Here is a 20,544-nt window from a genome sequence, read left to right on the forward strand (position 1 = left end):
CGGGACTAGCGCGTCGCCGGCACCAGCGCCTTCAGGATCGGCTTCACGAACTCGTTCTTCTTGAAGTCGTACAGCACGAAGTCGCTGGAGAACTGCCAATAGCCCCACGCGAAGCCATATTTCTCGGCCGTGCGCGCGACGGTCGACGTCCACAGCACGCGGTCGTCCATCGCGGCCTTGTCGTAGGCGCCGAATTCGCCGAGGAAGACAGGGCGGCCGCTCGCATCGCTCCATGCTTTCACGGCCGCGAAATCCTTGTCGATCTGCGCGATCTCGGCCGGCTTGCCGAAGCGGATGCCCGTCGTCGAGCGGATCGGTTCATCGGCCCACGACGCGCCCTGGTGCGTGAACGGGAACGGGTCGTAGTAGTGGAACGTGGCGATGAGGTGCTTGTCGGCGGCCGGCAGCGCCAGGTCCTTCAGCGTGTCGCGGCTGTTCCAGCGCACGCCGCCGATGATGACGTTGCGCGTGGGGTTCGTCTTGCGCATGACGGCCAGCACCTGCGGGAAGCTGGCGTTCCACGTGGCCGCGTCGAACTGGCCGTGCGGCTCGTTGAGCAGTTCGAAGACGACCGTGTTCGGCTCGTTGCGGTAGCGCTCCGCCAGCTGGCTCCAGACGGCCTTCAGCTTCGGCATGCAGGCGGCGACGTCCTTCGAGCAGTCGTCGAAATCGTGTTCGTCGACGATCACGCTGAGGCCGTGCTTCGTGGCCGTGGCGACGACCCAGTCGAGGCGGTTCAGCCATTTCGGATCGAGGCGGTTCTGCGCGTCGAGGGCGCGGAACGCGAACAGCACGACGCGCACGGTCGAGAACCCGGCCGCCTTGATCTTCGCGAAGTGCTCCTCCTTGTAATTGCCCCTGGCGCCATCCTGCCAGAACGGATCGTAGCCGATGACGTTGACGCCGCGGCCCAGCTGCCGGACCTGGTCGTGCGCCGAGATCTCCTTGAACTGCGACGTGGCGGGCGGCGGGTTGGGGGCGGGATCGTCGGCAAGCGCGGCGTGCGCGACAAAGGCGAGCGTGACGGCGGCGGCGAGGCGCGGCAGCTTGAGCATGAAGAGTCTCCATCGTTATCGTTGTGTTTGTCGATGGTAGCGCTATCTCGCCCCCTTGCCAAGCATGTGACAACGAGACATTTCCAAAAACCGGGGTCAGAGCCCGGTTTTGGGAAATTGCTCAAAAACGGGCTCTGACCCCGGTTGGGTCAATCGGCCGCGTAGATGTTGTTGTCTTTCGTCTCGCGCACGAACAAGGTGCCGATGACGACGGTGGCGAGAGCGATCACGATCGGATACCACAGGCCGTAGTAGATGTTGCCGTTGGCCGCGACGAGTGCGAAGGCGGTGGTCGGCAGCAGGCCGCCGAACCAGCCGTTGCCGATATGGTAGGGCAGCGACATCGACGTGTAGCGGATGCGCGTCGGGAACATCTCGACGAGCATCGCGGCCACGGGGCCGTACACCATCGTCACGTACAGGACCAGCACGAACAGCAGCAGCACGATCATCGGCCTGTTGATCTGCGTGGGGTCGGCCTTGGCGGGATAGCCGGCGGCCTTGATGGCGGCGCCCAGGTCCTTCTTCAGCGCGGCCTCGCGGTCCTTGCTGGTCTGGTCGAAGTTCAGGCCGTCCGCGGTCATCGTCGCATTGAACGACGGGTAGACCTTGTCGCCGACCTTGACGCTGGCGATGGTGCCGGCCGGCGCATCCTGGCGCGTGTAGCTGACGGAAGCCGCCGTCAGCTGCGCGGTGGCGATGTCGCACGACGATGGGAATTTCTTCGTGCCCGTGGCGTTGAACTGGAAGTGGCAGGAGGCCGGATCGGCCACGACGACGACGGGCGAGTTGTTCAGCGCCGTCTCCAGCGCCGGGTTGCCGTAGTGCGTGAGGCCCTTGAAGATCGGGAAGTACGTCAGCGCGGCGACCAGGCAGCCGGCCATGATGATCGTCTTGCGGCCGATGCGGTCGGACAGCGAGCCGAAAAAGATGAAGAACGGCGTCGCCAGCGCGAGCGCGATCGCGATCAGGATGTTGGCCGTCGCGTCGTCGATCTTCAGCGTCTTGGTGAGGAAGAACAGCGCGTAGAACTGGCCCGTGTACCAGACGACGGCCTGGCCCATCACGACGCCCAGCAGCGCGACCAGCGCGATCTTCCCGTTCTTCCAGGTGAGGAACGCTTCGCTCAGCGGCGCCTTCGACGTGCGGCCCTCGGCCTTCATGCGCGCGAACGCGGGCGACTCGCTCATCGACATGCGGATCCACACCGAGACGGCGAGCAGCAGCACGGAGACGAGGAACGGGATGCGCCAGCCCCACGCGTCGAACGCGGCGGTGTCCATGCCGGCACGCACGCCGGTGATCACGAGCAGCGACAGGAACAGGCCGAGCGTGGCCGTCGTCTGGATCCACGACGTGAAGAAGCCCCGGCGTCCGTCGGGCGCGTGTTCGGCGACGTACGTGGCGGCGCCGCCGTATTCGCCGCCCAGCGCGAGGCCTTGCAGGATCCGCAGCGTGACGAGGACGACGGGCGCCACGATGCCGATCGACGCATAGCCGGGCAGCAGGCCGACGATGAACGTGGAGCCGCCCATGATCGTGATCGTGACGAGGAAGGTGTACTTACGGCCGATCATGTCGCCGAGGCGCCCGAACACGAGCGCGCCGAACGGGCGCACGATGAAGCCGGCCGCGAAGGCGAGCAGCGCGAAGATGAACGAGGTGGTCGGATCGCCGATGAAGAACTGCTTGGCGATCACGGTCGCCAGCGAACCATACAGGTAAAAGTCGTACCATTCGAAGACGGTGCCGAGCGAGGAGGCGAAGATGACCTTGCGCTCTTCCTTCGTGATCCCAACGCCGGACGGCGTGGATTTGCCGCCCGCGGCCATGCCGGGGTTGATTGCCATTGTGGTCTCCAGTCGTGTTTATTGTGTGCGCCACCCGATGGCGCGGGCAGCCTGCTGACTGTGCGCCGGGAAGCTTACGGCACGCTTGCTGGAAACTTACGCGGGGCTTACAGATGGATCGGGTGCGTCGGGGTCGTCCGGCGAGGCGTCACCCGGTGAAGCGTCGCCCGGCGAGGCGTCGCCCGGCGCCTCATGCAGCCGCGCGTATTTGTACGCTTCCGTCGACCGCTCCAGCGCCAGGCCCAGCGCCGTCGTCAGCTCGCTGCGCGACATGCCCTGTTCGAGCTGCTGGACGGCGAAGCTGTTGCGCAGGGTGCGCCCGCCTGCGCGCGACACTGCAATGCCGGCCCGTTCGAACGTCGCGCGCGTCTGCCGGTAGACGGTCGCCTTGTGCAGCGGCTCGCCTTCCAGGTTCGCGGGGAAGACCAGGTCGCCCGGAATCTCGAGCTCCGCCCGTTCCTTCAGCCATGCCGTCAGCTCGGCGACCCCGGCCTGCGGCAGCGTCGTCGTGTGCTCGTAGCTCGTGCGGTGCTTCGCTTCCGGGGTGATGTCGAGCGTGATGGCGCCGTCGATGTCGGGCTGGCGGCCCACTTCGTCCAGCAGCAGGCCGATGGCTTCCGCCACGCGCAGGCCGGCGAGCGCCATCACGACCTGCATCGCGCGGTCGCGCCGGCGCTTCCAGCCGGCGTGGCCCTCCATGTCTTCCGTGCGGCCGGCGGGGAGGGCGGCCAGGAAGCGCTGCAAGTCGTCCGCGCTCAGCGCCGTCATCGGGGCGTCCTCGGCGAGGTGGGCGCGGTCCGTCGCGATGATGGCCTGGCGGGCCGGGTTCGGCGCGCGGTCCAGGTAATCGAAGCAGCGCTCCAGCAGGCGCAGGTAGCGGTAGGCGATCTTGCTGTTGAGGTCGCGACGGCCGTCCTTCGACAGCTCGATGAAGCGGCGCAGGTCGGCCGCGTTCACGGTCGACATCCTGAGACCGCGTTCGAGCATCCACGTGGCGAACTTGCCGAACATGAATCGGTAGATCGCGGCGGATTCCTTCGACACGGGCAGCGGCACGTCGCGCTGGCGGCTGGACGTGAGGACGAACTCCGGCGTGACGACGAAGGCGGCGAAGGCCTCGACGGGGCGCTTGTCCCAGTCGGCAAGGGCAGGTGGATGGCTCATGGGTCCATCATACTGCAACTAACCGACTTGCGGCGCAGGTAGAGGCCCCTGCGGCCAGCAAGACTGTAGTTTCGGCAATATACTCGACGATCTTTACATCAACGCACACTGCACGGGAGCTCACCATGTCCGACCATCCGCCCGAAGATCTTCCAGCGTACCGTCTCCTCACCGGCCCGGACGACGCCACGTTTTGCCGCCGCGTGAGCGCGGCCCTCGAGCAGGGCTATCTGCTGTACGGCTCGCCCGCCGCGACCTTCAACGGCGAATCCGTCATCGTGGCACAGGCGGTCATCTGGCCCGGCAAGCGGCCCTCGATCGCGTAAGCCTCGGCCGCCTGGCAGGCGCCCGGCGACCACTGGCGCCCGACTCCGTTTCTGAATTATGCAACTAACCGACAGGTCACCCGCCAACAACCCAACCCCGCCACCAGCGGGCGAGGGCGGGCGCGCCTTATCGCTCTTATAATGAGGGCGCGGCATCCCCCGGAACGGGACGTCGCGACAGTCAAAAACCGTACGCTACCAAGGAAATCCATGCTCAAGCACATCGTCATGTGGAAATTGAAAGACCACGCCGAAGGCGCCGACCGCGCCGCCAACGCCATCGACATGAAGCGCCGCCTGGACGAATGCGCCAGCATCGTCCCGGGCCAGATCAAGTTCGAGGTCGTCATCGCCCAGCCCGGCCTGGAAGCCACGTACGACGTCGTGCTGTATTCCGAGTTCGAGGACAAGGCCGCGCTCGACGCGTACATCAAGCATCCGGTGCACCAGGCTGTGGTGCCGTTCATTGGCGCGATTCGTGAAGGGCGCCAGTGCATGGATTACGAAGTCTGACGTGTGAAGTAACGACGACGGGGAGGGCCCCATGGAGAACTTTGCGGGACGGGTGGCCGTCATCACGGGCGCCGGCAGCGGACTCGGACGCGAGTTCGCCAACGACGCGGCCCGGCTGGGCATGAAGCTGGTCCTGGCCGACGTCGATGCGCATGCGCTCGAACAGGCGGCCGACACGCTGCAGGCCGGCGGTGCCGACGTGCTGGCGATGGTGTGCGACGTGCGCAAGGCCGCGCACGTAGAAGAGCTGGCCGATGCGGCGATGATCCGCTACGGCGGGGTGCACCTGTTGTTCAACAATGCCGGCGTCGGCACGGCGGGCCTGATCTGGGAATACACGGAAGCCGACTGGGAATGGGTGCTGGGCGTGAACCTGTGGGGTGTGATCCACGGCGTGCGCGTGTTCACGCCGTTGATGCTCGACGCCGCGCGCCGCGATCCCGGCTACGAGGGCCATATCGTGAACACGGCGTCGATGGCGGGCCTGCTCGTGCCGCCCGTGATGGGCCCGTACAATGTGTCGAAGCACGCCGTCGTCGCGCTGTCGGAGACGCTGTACCACGACCTGCGCCTCGTCGATGCGGCAATTGACGTGTCGGTGCTGTGCCCGTATTTCGTGCCGACGGCAATCGCGCACTCGGCGCGGCACCGTCCCGGCGAACTCCGTCACGACGGGCCGCCGACGCCCAGCCAGCAGGCGGGCCAGGCGCTGCTGGAACAGGCCGTCGCGTCGGGCAAGACGACCGCGGCGGACGTGGCCCGCATCACGTTCGACGGCATCCGCCGCGGCGATTTCTATATCTTCACGCATCCGCAGGCGCTGCAGGGCGTGGTCCAGCGCACGGACGCCATCATGCACGGCCAGCCGCCGGCCGATCCCTACGCGGCCACGCCGCAATTCACGGCCATGCTGCAGGCCGCCATGAAGGGTCAAGGCGGCTCGGGAAAGTAGGGCGGCACGTTCGCTGCGATGTGCGCAAATTCCGCCGGCGACAGCGGCAGTTTCCGGAACGCGGCCCACGACTCGCGCGGCCGCAGGTTGGCGCCCTGCGCCGAGTCCGTCCCGTACAGCACGCGCCCGACGCCGACCTGGCGGATCAGTTTCACCACCAGTGCCGCCGTCTCCGGCCTGATGTCGCGGTCGACGATCGAGGCGACGTCGAACCAGAGGTTGTTCGCATGCGGGTCGTGGTTCTCGACGGCGTCCGCCAGCACGGCCATCGCGGCTTGCGCGGGCGGGTCGTCGTAGCCCGGACCGGATCCGGCGAAATGGGCGACCTGCACGACGACGTCCGGCGCGGCCGGCAGCACCTGGTCGAGGAAGGTGCGCGCCTGCGCCGCGCCATACGGTCGCTTCCTGCCGATGTTGGCGCGCAGGTGGATGACGATGGCCATCCCGTGCGCGTTCGCGGCCGCGAACACCTGGCGCAGCCGTGCTACGTGGGCCGGATCATCGAGCTGCACGTCCGAATTCCCGATGTGAAGCTTGATGCCGTGGTCCAGGCCCGGTGTGTTCGCGCACCGCTCGAGTTCCGCCAGCGCGTACGCCTTCAAGGGATTGAAACTGCAAAACGCGATCAGGCGGCCCGGATAGCGGGCCGCCTGCGCGGCCGTCCAGTCGTTCTCCATCCGCACCTTCGCAAGCTCGTCGTCGACCTCGCGGGACGGGCTGCCGGCCATGTACGCGATGGACAGCAGCACGGCCCGCCTGATGCCGGCCGCGTCGAGCAGCGGGACCAACTGGTCCGCATCGAGCGGCACCAGCCCGACCGACGGGCCGATCATGGCGATGTCGGCCGCGCTGAACACGTGCTGGTGGTAGTCCCCGGCGGGGATGGTCTGGGCGTGCGCCGCACTTGCGAAAAACAGCGCGGCGGCGAGGGCGCGGATGGCGTTCATCCGGCCAGTGTATCAGCGACTGGCGCAGAACCCCGCATCGTCATTGGTGCCGCCGGCAGCCAGGTCCCGGTTCCAGTCGGGGCCGGACAGGTGCATCGTCGTGCCGTCCATCGTGTACCTGCCGTTCCACAGCCCGGAGAGCGTACCCTGGACGTTGGCCACGTCGACGGTCCAGCCGGCCACCTTGACGGCGCTGTTGTTCGTGACGGCGACCTTGGCGCAGTAGCCGCTCGTCCAGTCGGCGGTGATCACGAGTTGCGCGGTGACGGCGCCGGCGGGCGGCGGCGGGGGCGGCTCGGTCGGCGTGGCCGGACGGGTCGCGCACAGGCCCACCTGCGTCGACTGGCCCGGACGCAGCTTGCGGTCGTAGGCCGGGCCCTGCAGGCCGAGGACGCCATTCTCCAGCGTGTACTGCGCGTTCCACAACGACGTCAGCTTGTCCTTGAACGGCAGTGTCGTGCTCCAGTAGCCGGCCGTTGCGCCGACATTCGTCACCGTCAAGGTCCCGCAATACCCGGTGCCCCAGTCGTTCGATGCATCCAGCCGGGTCTCGAGGTCCAGTGGCGGCGGGGGCGGCAGCGGATTCGGGTACGGGCCGGGCGCCGTCGCCGTCGGGTCGAGGAACGCCTGTTTCACGGCGGTGAGCAGCGGATTGTCGACGCCGTCCGTCGTGCCGTAGTTGACCAGCCAGATGATCGTGCCGGCCGCGCCTTCGCCGTCGCGCGTCGATTGCGCCCACGCGCCTTTCGCGGCGATGGTCGCCGGTTCCTCGTAGCTGATGTAGCCGCTCGGCCAGTCCGGACGGTCCGCGGGCGTGTAGCCGCCCGGGTAGACGCGGTAGCTCGTCTGCGTCGGCGCGTCCCACGCGTAGATGCCCTTGTCCAGGTAGCCGTACTTGTGGAGCATCGTGTAGCTCCAGCGGTAGTCGAGCACCGACCACTTGCCGAGGTCGCCGTCCGTCTCCTGGCCCGGTCCCGTGAACGGCGGCGCGTAGTTCGCGCCGTAGAAGCCGATGCCCATGCCGAGCTTCGCGCGCGGCACGCCCGCGTCGACATACGCCTGGATGGTGCCGGCGATGGAGACGGGGCGGCTCGGCGTGTGCCCCGTCAGCGGCGCGAACGTGTTGCTGGCCCAGCCCTGGCCGAACCAGCCGACGCCGTAGCTCATGAAGTTGTACTGGTCGACGAGGCCCGCCATGCGCACGTCGTGCGGCGTCACCTTGTCGATGTTCGTGTTGATGTTCCCGGCGGGGTACGTGATGATCACCGGGCGGTCCTGGTAGCGGGGGCGCGCGTTCGCCTCCTTGCGCAGGTCGATCACGAGGGCTTCCAGCAGCGCCGCCTCGTCGGGGTTCTTGCTGTCCAGGCCTTCCCAGTCGACGTCGATGCCGTCGTAGTCCTTCGCGACCATGTAGTCGACGAGGTTCTTCACGAACGCCGGCCGCACGGCGGGCGCGGTCGACGCGAGGAAGCCCGCGTTGTCGCCTTCGCCGCCCAGCATGATCAGCGCCTTGATGTTGGCCTGGTGCGCGCGTTTGACGAGAAATTCCTCGACCGTCCAGTCGTACGCGGCGCCGGGGCCCACGTCGCGGTTGTCGTGCGCGTTGCCCGCGCCGGGGACGACCTCGCCCGGCTGGCCGGACTTGCCGCCGCCAGGTCCGATGCGGGCGAACACGAAGTGCGTCAGCGCCGTCATGTCGACGTGCTCGGGTTTCTGATAGTCGGCATTGTCCCAGAAATAGCCGCCGTAGTAGCCGGTGACCCACTTCGGTTGCGTACCCGGGGTCGCGGCGAACGACGGCAGGGCCGCCATCAGCGTCAGCCCTGCCAGGACCTTGATTGCCTTGCGCATGCTCTACTCCTTGTTGTTACTGTAGAGCAACAAGGTTAGCAGTGCGCTGCGGAAATTCCTGCCCCCACCGGAGGGGCAATCACTCAGGCCGCGGCCTGGTCGCAAGGTTTCAGGACGCGCTCGTGCAGCTCCGGCTCGGCATCGCCGTACAGTTTCACGACCGTCGACGTGCGGGTGCCGTAACCCGGAATCTCGATGCAGACGGCGGAAAGCTGCCGTTCCAGGTCGAGCGGAACGCCCGTGTCCGGCAGGCGCATGTCCGGTGCGCGCGTCGTATCGGCCAGCATCTCGAAATACGCTTCTTCCGGTGCGCCCTGTAGCAGCAGGCTGGCGAACGTCGCCTTCGTGCGCACGACCTTGGGCCACGGCGCATCGAGGAGTCCGTTCGACACGCCGTAGATGCCTGGTTCCAGCGGCTGGCCGTTGCGCGGGTCGCCGCCGGCGTGGTTCGAGAACCAATACATGCCGTCGCGGTCGCCCAGGATCAGGTTGAAGCCGTTGTAGGCATCGGCATCCGGCGCGATGCGCGCGAGGTAGGCCGGCGCATCGTCGCCGCCCTTGAGGAAATCCGCGACGAGGGCGCCGCGCGTGGGCGCATCCGTGCGCCAGTCGCTGGGAGAGCGGATGTTCGTGAGGGCGGCGAATTTCGGGCCGCGCGGGCCATCCTTCGTCACGCCCATCCAGCTGCCGCCGCCGCGCAGGTCGCGGCCCGCGATGATGTTGGGCGCGTCCGGCCACGGGCCGGCCGGGGTGGCGGGACGATCATAGTATTCGTCGCGGTTGGCGCAGGCGACCAGCGGCAGGCCGGGGATCACGCGCCAGGCAAAAACGATCAGGCACATGTTGGGAGATCCGTAAAAATTTCGGCGCGGCGGGGGCCTTCGATGAGGCCTGCGAATCCGGCGCTGCGGGCCGCGGCGTCGAGCCGCGCGGGAAAGGCGTCGTCCACGCCGGGGTAGACTTCCATCCAGGTCTGCAGGCCGTCGCGCACGTCGGGCCGGCGTTTCAGCTGCGCCGGCACGGCGAAGCCCGCCTGCAGCGCGCGCACGCGCGGCGCGAGCGCCGCGGCGTCGGCTTCGCGCACCTTGTAATAGACGTACAGGTCGATCATGTGCGTCAAACGTCGAGTGCGTCGAGCGCGTACGGCAGCGGCAGGAAATCCAGCTTCGTGCCGCCGGCGGAGCCGTGCCGCACCTCGCCGTCCAGCGCCGCGAGCTTGATCTCGACGAGGACATCGGCCCCGCCCGCGCCGTTCGGCGCCGCGTTGACGATCATGCCGGACGGCTGGTCCGGGTCGGCGACGGAGAAGACTTCGTCGCCCGGACGCGCGGCCGCATTGGCGAGCGTGGCCAGCGCCATGCGGCGTTTCAGCTTGCCGAGATACTGGCTGCGGGCGACGATTTCCTGGCCCGGATAGCAACCCTTCTTGAAATTGACGCCGCCGAGCAGTTCGTAATTGACCATCTGCGGCACGAACTGTTCCTGCGTGCCGGGGCCGATCTGCGGCACGCCGGCGTGGATCGCCGCCAGTTGCCAGGCCGCGTTGCCGCCCAGCGCGAGCGTGTCCTTCCACGCGGCCAGCGCGGCAATGGCGGCATCGGCCGTCGTCAGCCACAGGTAGCGCGGCTGGCCGAATGCATCGGCGAGGCGGATCACGGTGCCGGCCTCGCCGTCGACTTTCGCGTACGGTGCGTCGGGCAGGGTGCCGGTGCGGGCACGGAGCGCGTCGGCCGCGGCTGCGCCGCCCAGGCCGAGGACGGCCGCGTTACGCGCCTCGTCGGTGGCGTCGCGCAGCTTCGCTTTCGCGCGCAGCACGAACATCGTCAGGCGCTTTTGCAGCGGCGCCTGGATGGCGCGCGGCAGCTGCAGATAAATGCTTTCGGCATCGCGCCACATCAGGAACGTCGCCTGCAGGCGACCCTTCGGCGTGCAATAGCCGGCGAGGCGCGCTTCGGACGGGCCGAGGTGCTCGACGTCGTTGGTCAGCTGGTTGTGCAGGAAGCTCGCGGCGTCTTCGCCGGACACTCCCATGAGCCCGAGGTCGGAGACGGGGGCGGCGAAGCCCTGTTCGAGGTCGGCGGTGGCGAGTACGCGGCCGAAATCCTCGACCTGCGTCGGGCTATCGGGTTGAAAGCGGGCGCCCAGGGTGGCGAGATGTTCGATCCAATGGTTCATGACACGAATTATTTCCGGTTTGGCTGTATCGGCTTTATGATTACGGCCTCATTATAAGTTCGCCTTCGAAAATGCGCCGACGACGGCAAAAAACCAGGTCCAGCATGGCATTCATAAAAAAACTCATCGTCACAGGCGTCATCGTGGCCGTCGGTGCCGGCGCCGGCTTCCAGTGGTGGAGCAAGCAGCCGATCACGCCGGGAAACGCGGCCGTCATCCCGTTCGCCATCGCGCAGGGCAGCCACGTGGCCGGCGCCGCGCAGCAGATGGCGACGGCCGGCGTGCCCGTCAACCCGTTCCTGTTCGGCGTGCTGGCGCGGATCACGGGCAAGGCGGGCCAGATCAAGGCCGGCAGCTACGAGCTGAAGCCGGATACGTCGCCGCGTCGTCTGCTCACCCAGCTCGTGCGCGGCGAGTTCGCGCAGGAATCGCTGACGATCATCGAAGGCTGGACGTTCCGCCAGATGCGGCAAGCCATCGACGCGGCCCCGAACCTGAAGCACGAGACGGCGAAACTGTCCGACCAGGAATTGCTGGCGAAGATCGCCCCGGACTACAAGGCGCCGGAGGGCCTGTTCTTCCCCGATACGTATCTGTTCGCGAAGAACGCGAGCGACCTGTCGATCTACAAGCAGGCGCACGAGATGATGATGAAGCGCCTGAAGGCCGCGTGGGAAAAACGCGACCCGGGCCTGCCGTACACGGAGCCGTACCAGGCGCTGATCATGGCGTCCCTGGTGGAAAAGGAAACGGGCCAGAAGAGCGAACGCGCGATGATCGCGGGCGTCTTCGTGAATCGCCTGAAAGCGGGCATGCTGCTGCAGACCGACCCCACCGTCATCTACGGCATGGGCGAGAAATACGACGGCAAGATCCGCAAGAAGGACCTCGAGACCGACACCCCGTACAATACCTATACGCGCGCCGGCCTGCCGCCGACGCCGATCGCGCTGCCGGGCGTGCAATCGCTGGCCGCCGCGACGGCGCCGGCGAAGACGGAAGCCTTGTATTTCGTGTCGCGCGGCGACGGCACCAGCCACTTCTCGGTCAACCTGAATGAGCACAACAAGGCCGTGAACCAGTACCAGCGCAACCAGTCGCAGTAATTACGAATGAATGCCATGAATCAAACCGATGCCACCCGCGGGCGTTTCATCACCTTCGAAGGCATCGACGGCGCCGGCAAGTCGACGCACATCGGCTACGTCACCTCGCTGCTGAAAGGCGCAGGCAAGCGGGTCGTCTCGACGCGCGAGCCGGGCGGCACGCCGCTCGGCGAAAAACTGCGCGACCTCGTGCTGCACGAGAAAATGCACCTCGAGACGGAAGCCCTCATCATGTTCGCCAGCCGGCGCGAGCACGTCGCGCAAGTCGTCGAACCGGCGATCGCGCGCGGCGACTGGGTGCTGTCCGACCGTTTCACGGATGCCAGCTTCGCCTACCAGGGCGGCGGGCGCGGTCTCGATCGCGCCAAGCTCGAGGCGCTGGAGCAGTGGGTGCATCCGCACCTGCAGCCTGACCTCACCCTGCTGTTCGATGTCCCGCTGGACGTCGCCAAGGCCCGCCTGTCGGCCTCGCGCACGCTCGACAAGTTCGAGATGGAGCAGGCCGATTTCTTTGCGCGCGTGCGGGGCGAATACCTGCGCCGCGCGGCGGCGTCGAATGGACGCATTGTCGTCATCGATTCGACGAAGACGATCGCTGAAGTGCGCGCCGCGCTGCAGGCCGCGCTGGAGACCTGGCTGTGAGCATGTACCCTTGGCAAGAAGACGCATGGACGCGGCTGCAGGCGATGCGCGTGCGGCTGCCCCATGCGATCCTGTTCCATGGCCCGGCCGGCATCGGCAAGGCCGATTTCATCGAGGCGTTCGCCCAGGCGCTGCTGTGCGAAAACATGAGGCCGGACGGCCACGCGTGCGGCACATGCGCGTCGTGCGGCTGGTTTGTCCAGGGCAACCATCCCGACTACCGCCGCGTGCGGCCGGAAGCGATGGAAGACGAAGCGCCTTCCGCGGAGGGCGACGAGGCGCCGGCCGAAGAGAAAAAGGCCAAGTCGAAGACGGCGTCGAAAGAGATCAAGATCGAGCAGGTGCGTGCGCTGGCCGATTTCATGAACATCTCGACGCACCGCCAGGGCCTGCGCGTGGTCGTGCTGTACCCGGCCGAGGCCCTGAACATGCCGGCGTCGAACGCCCTGCTGAAGACGCTCGAGGAACCGCCGCCGGGCACCGTGTTCCTGCTGGCATCGAACGGGCTGGACCGGCTCCTGCCGACGATCCTGTCGCGCTGCCGCAAGTTCGCTTTGCCGATGCCGGATCACGGCCAGGCGCTGGCGTGGCTCGACGCGCAGGGCGTTGCCGATGCGGACGGGTGGCTGCGCGAGCAGGGCGGCGCGCCGCTCGCGGCGCTGGCACAGGCTGAGACGGGAAGCCGCGAAGAGCTCGACGGCCTGCTGCACGTGCTCGCGCACCCGAGCGTCGACGCCGCGTTGCGCAGTGCCGACAAACTGAGCAAGGCGCCGCTGGCAGCCCTCGTCGCGTGGCAGCAGCGGTGGCTGTATGACGTGTTTTCGTACAAGCTGTCCGGCGTGATCCGGTATTATCCGAGATATCAGCGGGAACTGGCGGCGCTGGCCGGACGGGTGCACGTCGCCCAGTTGATGCAGGCGATCAAGTCCACGAACGAGCGCCGCGCCGTGGCCGATCACCCCTTGTCGCCGAAGCTGTTTGTCGAAGACATGTTGCTCGATTACACTGCCCGCTGCGGTCTGTGACGAAAGGAAGATGATGAGCGTATCGCCGAACGGTCCGATCAGCGGCCTGCCCGCCGATCCGAACGCGCCCCAGCCGGCGCGGCCGTCCGTACTGTCGCTCGCCATCAAGGAAAAGGCCGCCCTGTACGCGGCCTATATGCCGTTCCTGAAGAATGGCGGCATGTTCGTGCCGACCAACAAGCCGTACAAGATCGGCGACGAGATCTACCTGATCCTGTCGCTGATGGACGATCCGAACAAATACCCGATCGCCGGCAAGGTCGCGTGGATCACGCCGGCCGGCGCGAACAACAACAAGGCGCAAGGCATCGGCGTGCACTTCCCGGCCGACGAGACCGGGCAGCGCGCCCGCCTGCGCATCGAAGAAATCCTCGGCGCCGCACTGCGTTCGTCGCGCGCCACCCATACCCTGTAACTTCCTGGTTTCACCATGCCGTCCTACGTACACCGCCTCGCCCGCAGGGAAGACCTGCCCGTCATCGTCGACATCTACAACTCCACCATCGCCTCGCGCGAAGTCACGGCGGACACCGAACCCGTCACCGTGCAGTCGCGCGAAGCCTGGTTCGACGACCACACGCCGGAACGCCGGCCGCTGTGGGTGATCCACGACGCGGCCGATACGTCGGACGAGCCGGCCGTGATCGGCTGGTGCTCGTACTCGAATTTCTATGGCCGCCCCGCGTACTCGGGCACGGCCGAGCTGTCGATCTATATCGCGGAAGCGTGGCGCGGCAAGGGTGTCGGGCGTTACTGCCTGGAACAGGCGATGGCGTTCGCGCCCAACGTGAACGTGCATACCTTGCTGGGGTTTATCTTTGGCCACAATGTGCCGAGCCTGACTCTGTTCCGCAAGTATGGGTTCGATACGTGGGCGCATTTTCCGCGCGTGGCCAATCTGGATGGCATCGAGCGGGACCTGATCATCCTCGGCAAACGGGTGGCCTGACATCGTCATTCCCGCGCACGCGGGAATCCATACCGAGCCACAGAATTCGGTGAGCATGGGTTCCCGCCTCCGCGGGAACGACGGGTTACAATATCGGGATGTATATCGATTCCCACTGCCACATCAATTTCCCGGAACTGGCCGCCAGGATGCCGGACATCCTGGCCAAGATGGCCGAGAACAAGGTCTCGCACGCGCTGTGCGTCTCCGTCGACCTGCCGGAGTTCCCCAGCGTGCTCGCGCTGGCCGAGCAATATCCGCACATTTATGCCTCGGTCGGGGTGCATCCCGATTACGAGGACACGCCCGAGCCGACCGTCGCCCGGCTCGTCGAGCTGGCCGATCACCCGAAGGTCATCGCGATCGGCGAGACCGGTCTCGATTATTACCGGCTGGAAGGTGACCTCGAATGGCAGCGCGAGCGTTTCCGCACGCACATCCGCGCGTCGCGCGAGACGCGCAAGCCGCTGATCATCCACACGCGTTCGGCCAGCGAAGACACGATCCGTATCATGCGCGAAGAAGGCGCGGGCACGGACAAGGGCGGCGTCGCGGGCGTCATGCACTGCTTCACGGAGTCGCTCGACGTGGCGCTGGCCGCCATCGAGATGGGTTTCTATATCTCGTTCTCCGGCATCGTGACGTTCAAGAGTGCGAAGGACTTGCAGGCGGTGGCGCAGGCGCTGCCGCTGGACCGCATCCTCATCGAGACGGATTCGCCTTACCTCGCCCCCGTGCCGTTCCGCGGCAAGATGAACGAGCCGGGCTATGTGGCGCACGTGGCCGAATATCTCGCCACATTGAAGGACGTGCCGCTGCGCGAGATCGCCGACCGTACCACCGAGAATTTCTTCAACCTGTTCAAGACCGCGAGGACCTGACCGTGACCCTTCTTCGATCGATCCTGCTCGCCGCCGCGCTGGCGGCACCCGCCCTGGCGCTGGCCGACCAGACGAGCGACTTCTTCCGTGCCGTGCAGATGGACGATGCGCGCACGGTGCGTTCGCTATTGGGCAAGGTCGATCCGAACCGGGGCAATCCCGTCGGCGGCGAACCGCCCCTCGTGCTGGCGGTGCGCGAAGGCGCGATGCAGGTGTTCGACGCGCTGCTGCGCCACCCGGGCACGAACGTCGATGCGCCTGCGCTGAACGGCAACACGGCGCTGATGATGGCCGCGTACAAGCACAACAAGCCGGCCGCCGAAGCGCTGATTGCAAAAGGCGCCGCGGTCAACCGTCCGGGCTGGACGCCGCTGCACTACGCGGCCGCCAGCGGCGATAACGACATCGCGCGCCTGCTGCTCGCGCGCGGCGCCCGCATCGATGCGCAATCGCCGCCGGCCAGCGGCAAGTTCACGCCGCTGATGATGGCGGCGCGCGAAGGGCACGAGGACACGGCCGTGTTCCTGCTCGGCCAGGGTGCCGATCCGGGACTGAAGAATGGCGAAGGTCTCACGGCGGCCGAGATCGCGCGCCGGGCCGATCACGCCAGCATCGCGGCGAAGCTCGACACGCCGGTCAAGCCTGCCCGCTGAGCTAGCTTTCCCCGCACTTGTGGGCGCGCTTCCGCGTGTACATGTGCGCGTCCGCATGCATGAGTAGGGTCTCGACCTGGTCCGCGTGATCGGGGAACAGGCCGATGCCGATGCTGACGCCGATGTGCAGCGGCGCACATTGCGTCGGCACGGGCCGCACGAGCGCGGCGCGGATCTTGTCGGCGCAGTGTTCCGCGTCCTCGGGCGCATGCAGGTCTTCCAGCAGCAGCACGAATTCGTCGCCGCCCAGGCGCGCCACCGTGTCCGATTCGCGCGCGCATTCCACCAGCCGCGCCGCGACTTCGCGCAGCAGCGCATCGCCGGCCGCATGACCATAGCGGTCGTTGACCTCCTTGAAATCGTTCACGTCCACGTAAAGCAGGCCGAGCCGCGATTGGCAGCGCCGCGCCCGCGCGACGGCCGTGCGGATGCGGTCGAAGAACAACCGGCGGTTCGGCAGGCCCGTCAGTTCGTCGAGGCAGGCCGACCGCATCAGGTCGTCATGCAGGCGCTTGCGTTCCAGCGCCAGGCCGACCTGGGCTGCGACGAAGCGCAGCAGGCCGCGGTCGGCGGGAGAGTATCCCGTGCCGGTGCGGTCGCGCAGCAGCAGCGCGCCGATCGTGCCGGCCGGGCCGCCCAGTTCGATCATGAGCCACGTGTTCAGGCGGCCGGCGCCAACGTGGCGGACGGCGTCCGGCGCGATACTGTCCGGCATTGTCGCGGCCGCGCGCCAGCGTGCCAGGCACGCGCGCGACGGCAGGCGCATCTTCGGATCGTGGTCGCACTGGTAGACGACCTTGAAACCATGCTGCGGGGTCGGGTCGCTGACGACCACCATCCCGGGTGCACCCACCAGGTGGTCGAGGATGGCGTGGATCTCGCCGCACAGTCCGGCCAGGTCGCCCGCGTGGTAGACCGCTTCGGAAATCGCGTACGTCGCCGCCTGGCGCCGCTCGGCGCGCTTGCGGGCGCTGATGTCGCGCCCGACGCCCAGGCGCAGGCCGTGGTCCGCGATATAGCGCGCCGACCACATGACGTCGACGCGGCGGCCGTCCTTGTGGAGGTAGCGGTTCTCGAAGCCGACGCGTTCCTGGCCCGCCTGCACGCGCGCGCTTTCCATGCACGTGATGGCGCGGTCCTCGGGCACGACGAAATCGAGCATGTATTGACCGATCAGCTCGGTGGGACGATAGCCGAGCATGCGTTCGCACCCGGCGCTGACGTCCACGATGATGCCGCGCCGGTCCACCAGGAAAACGACGTCCAGCAACAGGTCGGCAATATTCGCCGACAGGGAACGGATCGATTGGACCATGGGGCCTGCTAACGGAAACAGCGGTGGGAAAATACTAGCATTCCCGCATGGAAAAAGGTCAAGCTATTTATGCATCGCCGGCCGGCTGTTCCATCGATCCGACAAACTGGCCGGCAAATCCCCGTCAGCTCGGCGCATCAGTTGCATAAAAGCATGGAGATAATGCAGGCACACTCCGACACAGAGGAACACATGCTCAACGAACGCGAAATCGAAAGCTGCTACCTGGGGCAGTTTATTCCGGTCCACTACCATCACAACATGCTGATGGACCATAACCGCATGCACAGCTTCAAGTCCGCGATCTACCACGCCGTGAAGCCGGGCATGAAGGTGCTGGAGCTGGGCGGGGGCACGGGCGTGTTGTCGTACTTCGCCGCCCAGAACGCGTCCCAGGTCTATTGCGTCGAGTTCAACCCGGACATGGTGCGCGAGGCGCGCCGCTTCCTCGCCATGAACCCGAACGGCCACAAGGTCGAGGTCATCCATGCGGATGCGTTCGAATACCTGCCGCCGGAACCCGTCGATCTCGTCATCTGCGAAATGATCCACGTCGGCATGCTGCGCGAAAAGCAGGTGGAGGTAATCGAGTCGTTCAAGCGGCGCTACCTGGCGCGCTTCGGCGGTCCGCTGCCGATCTTCATGCCGGAAGCCGTCATCATGGCCGCGCAGCCGCTGCAGCTCGAATACGATTTCGAGGGTTTCTACGCACCGATCGTGCAATTCCAGCCGACCAACGTGATTTATCCGGGCACCATCGAGCTGGCGCAGCCTGGCGTGTATGCGATCATGGATTTCAGCCAGCCCGTCGGCGACGCGATCGCATGGGAAGGCCAGTTCCGCATGGAGCAGGGCGGCCGCCTGAACGCGCTGCGCTTCATCACCAAGAACGTGCTGTCCATCGTCGAAGAACGCGGCACGACGATCGACTGGCTGAACCACTACATGATGCTGCCGCTGGCCACGCCGCTGGACGTGCAGGCGGGCGACATCGTGCAGGTGAGCTTTGCCTACCGCGCGGGCGGCTCGATTCCGTCGCTCGAAGCGTCGATGCGCGCCGCGGTCGTCGAACGGGCGGGCGTGCCGGTGCAGGTCCGCGATACCGTCCTGGCCTGACCGTTTTCCCCGCCGGGGACGGCGTCCGCTCGTCCCCGCTTTTGCCCCGTTTGTCTCCCCCCGCTGACCGTCCGTCGCAGAAACATTGCGGGTTGGCGTCCATACAACTACAGTCACATCGTCGGGCCGCACCGGCCCTTGCCCTGAAAGATGGAGCTGACGATGCTGGGTTTCCTCGTGTGGTTGGTGTTATTGTTCCTGTGCTGGCCGATCGCGCTGCTGGCGCTCGTGATGTATCCGCTCGTCTGGCTCGTGCTGCTGCCGTTCCGGCTGCTCGGGATCGGCGTCGAGGCCGTCTTCGAGCTGCTGCGGGCGATCGTCATGCTGCCGGCGCGCGTGCTGGGTGGAGGCGTAAGACGTTGAAAGTTGACGTCCGGCCAGTGTGCGCCGATTAACAGACGGACACGAACCATTCGCCTATCGTGCCCATACTGATGGCTTTCATTCGACAGCCATGCTTTTAAAGGAGTGACTATGCGCCTGGACATCTACCGCAGAGCCGAACACGACGGCAAGTTTTCTTACCTGGCCGTCCCCGAGACCCGCAATATCCCCGAGGAAGCCACGAATACCGACTGGGAGGTCGAAGCCCGGGCTTTCGAAGTCGACGACGATGCCGGACACCTGCCCGATTACGATATCCAGAACTTGAACGCCCAGCTGGCGGAAAAAGGCTACGCCGTCACGTCGTCGACGATGCATTGACGCTGTCTCGGTAGCACCACATTCGCGGCCGTACGCCGTCCGTCCCGACCAGCCGGGGCGGAGGGCGTACGGTCGCGTATCGCATATGGTATCCTTGCGCCTCGTTCAGTCGGAGGCGTCATGAAGTGGTTCGTAGTCGGTTTTCTCGTGCTCTCGGTCCTGCACATCCATTTCCGTGGCAAGGTCCGCCTGCCGTTCGGCCGGCAGCTGTTCGACCATTCGTCGTTCATGGCGCCGATCAATATCTTCATGCACCTGTTCTCGAAGGTGCCCAGCACGCCGTACATCCCGGTCCGTGAATTCCCCGAATTGTCCGTCCTGCAGGACAACTGGCCGACGATCCGTGAGGAAGGCCTGCGCCTCATCGAGATGAAGAAGATCAAGGCGTCCGAGGAGAACAACGACGCCGGTTTCAATTCCTTCTTCAAGACGGGCTGGAAGCGTTTCTACCTGAAGTGGTATGACGCGAGCCACCCGTCGGCCGAGCGCCTGTGTCCGCAGACGTACGCGCTGCTGCAGGGCATCCCGTCGGTGAAGGCGGCGATGTTCGCCGAGCTGCCGCCGGGCGCGAAGCTGAACCCGCACCGCGACCCGTTCGCGGGCTCGATGCGCTACCACCTGGGGCTGGCCACGCCGAACGACGACCGCTGCTTCATCGAAGTCGACGGCCAGCGCTACAGCTGGCGCGACGGCCAGGGCGTCATCTTCGACGAAACGTTCATCCACTGGGCCGAGAACGCCAGCGACAGCGACCGCCTGATCCTGTTCTGCGACGTCGAGCGCCCGATGCGCTTCGGCTGGATGCAGGCCGTCAACCGCTGGCTGGGCCGCACGATGATGACGGCGGCCGCCTCGCCCAACGAGAGCGGCGACCAGACGGGCCTCGTCAGCAAGCTGTTCCGCGTTTCGTACGTGATGGGCCAGTACCGCCGCCGCTACAAGGCGTGGAACAAGACGGCCTATAAAGCGACGAAGGTCGCGCTGATCGTGGGCGTCGCGGCACTCGTCTACTACCTCTGATCCATCTCTCCGACAAAGAAACGGGCCGCAATCGCGGCCTTTTTTTGTTTCCCAGATTCGGGGTCAGAGCACTTTTTTGGGCAAGATCTCCGGCGGAAAAGTGGCCGCCTGCCAGCATACGTTCGCTGTCTTGCGCGGCACGTTGTGACGGCGGCACGGGAATGCCGCGATGCCGTCTGATGCGCGGAGTAATTGATCGAAAATGTGCTCTGAGACGTACCGGGTTTAGTGGACATCCCAGATAGAGGACAATACGTTCCCATGGATAAGACTAAACCCGACGCTACCGGACGCAAAAG

Annotated in this window: 23 protein-coding genes; 14 read left to right on the plus strand and 9 right to left on the minus strand. The window is 66.3% G+C overall.

What is annotated here, in order from left to right; translation table 11 throughout:
- Positions 1 to 5: 5 nt before the first annotated feature.
- The 3 genes from ASD28_RS15595 to ASD28_RS15605 all read right to left on the minus strand — a co-directional run bounded on the left by ASD28_RS15595 (position 6) and on the right by ASD28_RS15605 (position 4,069).
- Complete coding sequence (locus ASD28_RS15595) at positions 6 to 1,055, minus strand: glycoside hydrolase family 5 protein (protein ID WP_082577538.1); 1,050 nt, start codon at positions 1,053 to 1,055, stop codon at positions 6 to 8.
- 149 nt (positions 1,056 to 1,204) lie between these two features.
- A complete protein-coding gene (locus tag ASD28_RS15600; RefSeq protein ID WP_056129651.1) occupies positions 1,205 to 2,905 on the minus strand; it encodes an MFS transporter in 1,701 nt (566 codons plus the stop codon).
- 96 nt (positions 2,906 to 3,001) lie between these two features.
- Complete coding sequence (locus tag ASD28_RS15605; protein WP_056129652.1) at positions 3,002 to 4,069, minus strand: site-specific integrase; 1,068 nt, start codon at positions 4,067 to 4,069, stop codon at positions 3,002 to 3,004.
- A gap of 125 nt (positions 4,070 to 4,194) precedes the next feature.
- Here ASD28_RS15605 and ASD28_RS15610 point away from each other — a divergent pair, with 125 nt between their 5' ends.
- From ASD28_RS15610 to ASD28_RS15620, 3 genes are all read left to right on the plus strand, one after another.
- A complete protein-coding gene (locus ASD28_RS15610) occupies positions 4,195 to 4,395 on the plus strand; it encodes a DUF1737 domain-containing protein (protein WP_056129653.1) in 201 nt (66 codons plus the stop codon).
- Between the two features lie 210 nt (positions 4,396 to 4,605).
- The gene (locus ASD28_RS15615; RefSeq protein ID WP_056129654.1) at positions 4,606 to 4,908 is read left to right on the plus strand and encodes a Dabb family protein; all 303 of its coding nucleotides are present in this window, start codon (positions 4,606 to 4,608) and stop codon (positions 4,906 to 4,908) included.
- A gap of 31 nt (positions 4,909 to 4,939) precedes the next feature.
- Positions 4,940 to 5,860: an SDR family oxidoreductase gene (locus ASD28_RS15620; protein ID WP_056129656.1), complete on the plus strand. Its 921-nt coding sequence runs from the start codon at positions 4,940 to 4,942 to the stop codon at positions 5,858 to 5,860.
- Here the strand turns inward: ASD28_RS15620 and ASD28_RS15625 are convergent.
- The 5 genes from ASD28_RS15625 to ASD28_RS15645 form a co-directional block, all read right to left on the minus strand.
- Complete coding sequence (locus tag ASD28_RS15625; protein ID WP_056129659.1) at positions 5,839 to 6,807, minus strand: amidohydrolase family protein; 969 nt, start codon at positions 6,805 to 6,807, stop codon at positions 5,839 to 5,841. The two genes, ASD28_RS15620 and ASD28_RS15625, sit on opposite strands and share 22 nt — an antisense overlap.
- Before the next feature lie 12 nt (positions 6,808 to 6,819).
- Entirely contained in the window at positions 6,820 to 8,658 is a 1,839-nt protein-coding gene (locus ASD28_RS15630) for a cellulose binding domain-containing protein (protein ID WP_056129661.1), read from the minus strand.
- Between the two features lie 83 nt (positions 8,659 to 8,741).
- Positions 8,742 to 9,500 (minus strand): NRDE family protein, encoded by a 759-nt coding sequence (locus ASD28_RS15635; RefSeq protein ID WP_056129664.1) that lies wholly within the window; start codon positions 9,498 to 9,500, stop codon positions 8,742 to 8,744.
- Positions 9,491 to 9,769, minus strand: a complete 279-nt coding sequence (locus ASD28_RS15640) for a DUF4936 family protein (protein WP_056129666.1) — start codon at positions 9,767 to 9,769, stop codon at positions 9,491 to 9,493. Before ASD28_RS15640 ends, ASD28_RS15635 begins: the two co-directional genes overlap by 10 nt.
- 5 nt (positions 9,770 to 9,774) lie before the next feature.
- Positions 9,775 to 10,833 (minus strand): folate-binding protein YgfZ, encoded by a 1,059-nt coding sequence (locus ASD28_RS15645; RefSeq protein WP_056129668.1) that lies wholly within the window; start codon positions 10,831 to 10,833, stop codon positions 9,775 to 9,777.
- 104 nt (positions 10,834 to 10,937) lie between these two features.
- Between ASD28_RS15645 and mltG the strand changes: the two genes are divergently transcribed.
- The 7 genes from mltG (at position 10,938) to ASD28_RS15680 (ending at position 16,089) form a co-directional block, all read left to right on the plus strand.
- Positions 10,938 to 11,939 (plus strand): endolytic transglycosylase MltG, encoded by a 1,002-nt coding sequence (gene mltG / locus ASD28_RS15650; protein WP_200948995.1) that lies wholly within the window; start codon positions 10,938 to 10,940, stop codon positions 11,937 to 11,939.
- 15 nt (positions 11,940 to 11,954) lie between these two features.
- Positions 11,955 to 12,581, plus strand: coding sequence for a dTMP kinase (gene tmk, locus ASD28_RS15655; protein ID WP_056129675.1), 627 nt, complete (start codon positions 11,955 to 11,957; stop codon positions 12,579 to 12,581).
- Between the two features lie 2 nt (positions 12,582 to 12,583).
- Entirely contained in the window at positions 12,584 to 13,606 is a 1,023-nt protein-coding gene (locus ASD28_RS15660; RefSeq protein ID WP_082577540.1) for a DNA polymerase III subunit delta', read from the plus strand.
- Positions 13,607 to 13,619: 13 nt separating this feature from the next.
- On the plus strand, positions 13,620 to 14,021 hold the full coding sequence (locus ASD28_RS15665; protein WP_056129679.1) for a PilZ domain-containing protein: 402 nt from the start codon (positions 13,620 to 13,622) through the stop codon (positions 14,019 to 14,021).
- Positions 14,022 to 14,036: 15 nt separating this feature from the next.
- Positions 14,037 to 14,555: a GNAT family N-acetyltransferase gene (locus ASD28_RS15670; RefSeq protein ID WP_056129682.1), complete on the plus strand. Its 519-nt coding sequence runs from the start codon at positions 14,037 to 14,039 to the stop codon at positions 14,553 to 14,555.
- Between the two features lie 98 nt (positions 14,556 to 14,653).
- The gene (locus tag ASD28_RS15675) at positions 14,654 to 15,436 is read left to right on the plus strand and encodes a TatD family hydrolase (protein ID WP_056129685.1); all 783 of its coding nucleotides are present in this window, start codon (positions 14,654 to 14,656) and stop codon (positions 15,434 to 15,436) included.
- Between the two features lie 2 nt (positions 15,437 to 15,438).
- Complete coding sequence (locus ASD28_RS15680; protein ID WP_229412242.1) at positions 15,439 to 16,089, plus strand: ankyrin repeat domain-containing protein; 651 nt, start codon at positions 15,439 to 15,441, stop codon at positions 16,087 to 16,089.
- 1 nt (position 16,090) lies between these two features.
- On the opposite strand, the gene ASD28_RS15685 is transcribed toward ASD28_RS15680, so the two are convergent.
- The gene (locus ASD28_RS15685; RefSeq protein WP_056129688.1) at positions 16,091 to 17,404 is read right to left on the minus strand and encodes a diguanylate cyclase domain-containing protein; all 1,314 of its coding nucleotides are present in this window, start codon (positions 17,402 to 17,404) and stop codon (positions 16,091 to 16,093) included.
- 153 nt (positions 17,405 to 17,557) lie between these two features.
- On the opposite strand from ASD28_RS15685, the gene ASD28_RS15690 reads away from it, so the two are divergent.
- From ASD28_RS15690 to lpxO, 4 genes are all read left to right on the plus strand, one after another.
- Entirely contained in the window at positions 17,558 to 18,520 is a 963-nt protein-coding gene (locus ASD28_RS15690; protein ID WP_156403931.1) for a methyltransferase domain-containing protein, read from the plus strand.
- Between the two features lie 162 nt (positions 18,521 to 18,682).
- The gene (locus ASD28_RS15695) at positions 18,683 to 18,883 is read left to right on the plus strand and encodes a hypothetical protein (protein ID WP_056129694.1); all 201 of its coding nucleotides are present in this window, start codon (positions 18,683 to 18,685) and stop codon (positions 18,881 to 18,883) included.
- A gap of 111 nt (positions 18,884 to 18,994) precedes the next feature.
- Positions 18,995 to 19,225, plus strand: a complete 231-nt coding sequence (locus ASD28_RS15700) for a DUF6139 family protein (protein WP_056129697.1) — start codon at positions 18,995 to 18,997, stop codon at positions 19,223 to 19,225.
- A gap of 120 nt (positions 19,226 to 19,345) precedes the next feature.
- A complete protein-coding gene (gene lpxO, locus ASD28_RS15705; protein WP_056129698.1) occupies positions 19,346 to 20,245 on the plus strand; it encodes a lipid A hydroxylase LpxO in 900 nt (299 codons plus the stop codon).
- The last annotated feature ends 299 nt before the right edge of the window (positions 20,246 to 20,544 follow it).

The sequence above is a fragment of the Massilia sp. Root133 genome, assembly GCF_001426525.1.
GTDB lineage: Bacteria > Pseudomonadota > Gammaproteobacteria > Burkholderiales > Burkholderiaceae_D > Telluria > Telluria orientalis.

Coding starts and splice junctions, on each gene's coding strand:
- ASD28_RS15645 (WP_056129668.1), bottom strand. CDS start 10,833: ATGAACCATTGGATCGAACATCTCGCCACCCTGGGCGCCCGCTTTCAA.
- tmk (WP_056129675.1), top strand. CDS start 11,955: ATGAATCAAACCGATGCCACCCGCGGGCGTTTCATCACCTTCGAAGGC.
- ASD28_RS15595 (WP_082577538.1), bottom strand. CDS start 1,055: ATGCTCAAGCTGCCGCGCCTCGCCGCCGCCGTCACGCTCGCCTTTGTC.
- ASD28_RS15625 (WP_056129659.1), bottom strand. CDS start 6,807: ATGAACGCCATCCGCGCCCTCGCCGCCGCGCTGTTTTTCGCAAGTGCG.
- ASD28_RS15610 (WP_056129653.1), top strand. CDS start 4,195: ATGTCCGACCATCCGCCCGAAGATCTTCCAGCGTACCGTCTCCTCACC.
- ASD28_RS15660 (WP_082577540.1), top strand. CDS start 12,584: ATGTACCCTTGGCAAGAAGACGCATGGACGCGGCTGCAGGCGATGCGC.
- ASD28_RS15670 (WP_056129682.1), top strand. CDS start 14,037: ATGCCGTCCTACGTACACCGCCTCGCCCGCAGGGAAGACCTGCCCGTC.
- lpxO (WP_056129698.1), top strand. CDS start 19,346: ATGAAGTGGTTCGTAGTCGGTTTTCTCGTGCTCTCGGTCCTGCACATC.
- ASD28_RS15640 (WP_056129666.1), bottom strand. CDS start 9,769: ATGATCGACCTGTACGTCTATTACAAGGTGCGCGAAGCCGACGCCGCG.
- ASD28_RS15600 (WP_056129651.1), bottom strand. CDS start 2,905: ATGGCAATCAACCCCGGCATGGCCGCGGGCGGCAAATCCACGCCGTCC.
- ASD28_RS15630 (WP_056129661.1), bottom strand. CDS start 8,658: ATGCGCAAGGCAATCAAGGTCCTGGCAGGGCTGACGCTGATGGCGGCC.
- ASD28_RS15605 (WP_056129652.1), bottom strand. CDS start 4,069: ATGAGCCATCCACCTGCCCTTGCCGACTGGGACAAGCGCCCCGTCGAG.
- ASD28_RS15665 (WP_056129679.1), top strand. CDS start 13,620: ATGAGCGTATCGCCGAACGGTCCGATCAGCGGCCTGCCCGCCGATCCG.
- ASD28_RS15620 (WP_056129656.1), top strand. CDS start 4,940: ATGGAGAACTTTGCGGGACGGGTGGCCGTCATCACGGGCGCCGGCAGC.
- ASD28_RS15700 (WP_056129697.1), top strand. CDS start 18,995: ATGCGCCTGGACATCTACCGCAGAGCCGAACACGACGGCAAGTTTTCT.
- ASD28_RS15635 (WP_056129664.1), bottom strand. CDS start 9,500: ATGTGCCTGATCGTTTTTGCCTGGCGCGTGATCCCCGGCCTGCCGCTG.
- ASD28_RS15615 (WP_056129654.1), top strand. CDS start 4,606: ATGCTCAAGCACATCGTCATGTGGAAATTGAAAGACCACGCCGAAGGC.
- ASD28_RS15695 (WP_056129694.1), top strand. CDS start 18,683: ATGCTGGGTTTCCTCGTGTGGTTGGTGTTATTGTTCCTGTGCTGGCCG.
- ASD28_RS15685 (WP_056129688.1), bottom strand. CDS start 17,404: ATGGTCCAATCGATCCGTTCCCTGTCGGCGAATATTGCCGACCTGTTG.
- ASD28_RS15675 (WP_056129685.1), top strand. CDS start 14,654: ATGTATATCGATTCCCACTGCCACATCAATTTCCCGGAACTGGCCGCC.
- mltG (WP_200948995.1), top strand. CDS start 10,938: ATGGCATTCATAAAAAAACTCATCGTCACAGGCGTCATCGTGGCCGTC.
- ASD28_RS15690 (WP_156403931.1), top strand. CDS start 17,558: ATGGAGATAATGCAGGCACACTCCGACACAGAGGAACACATGCTCAAC.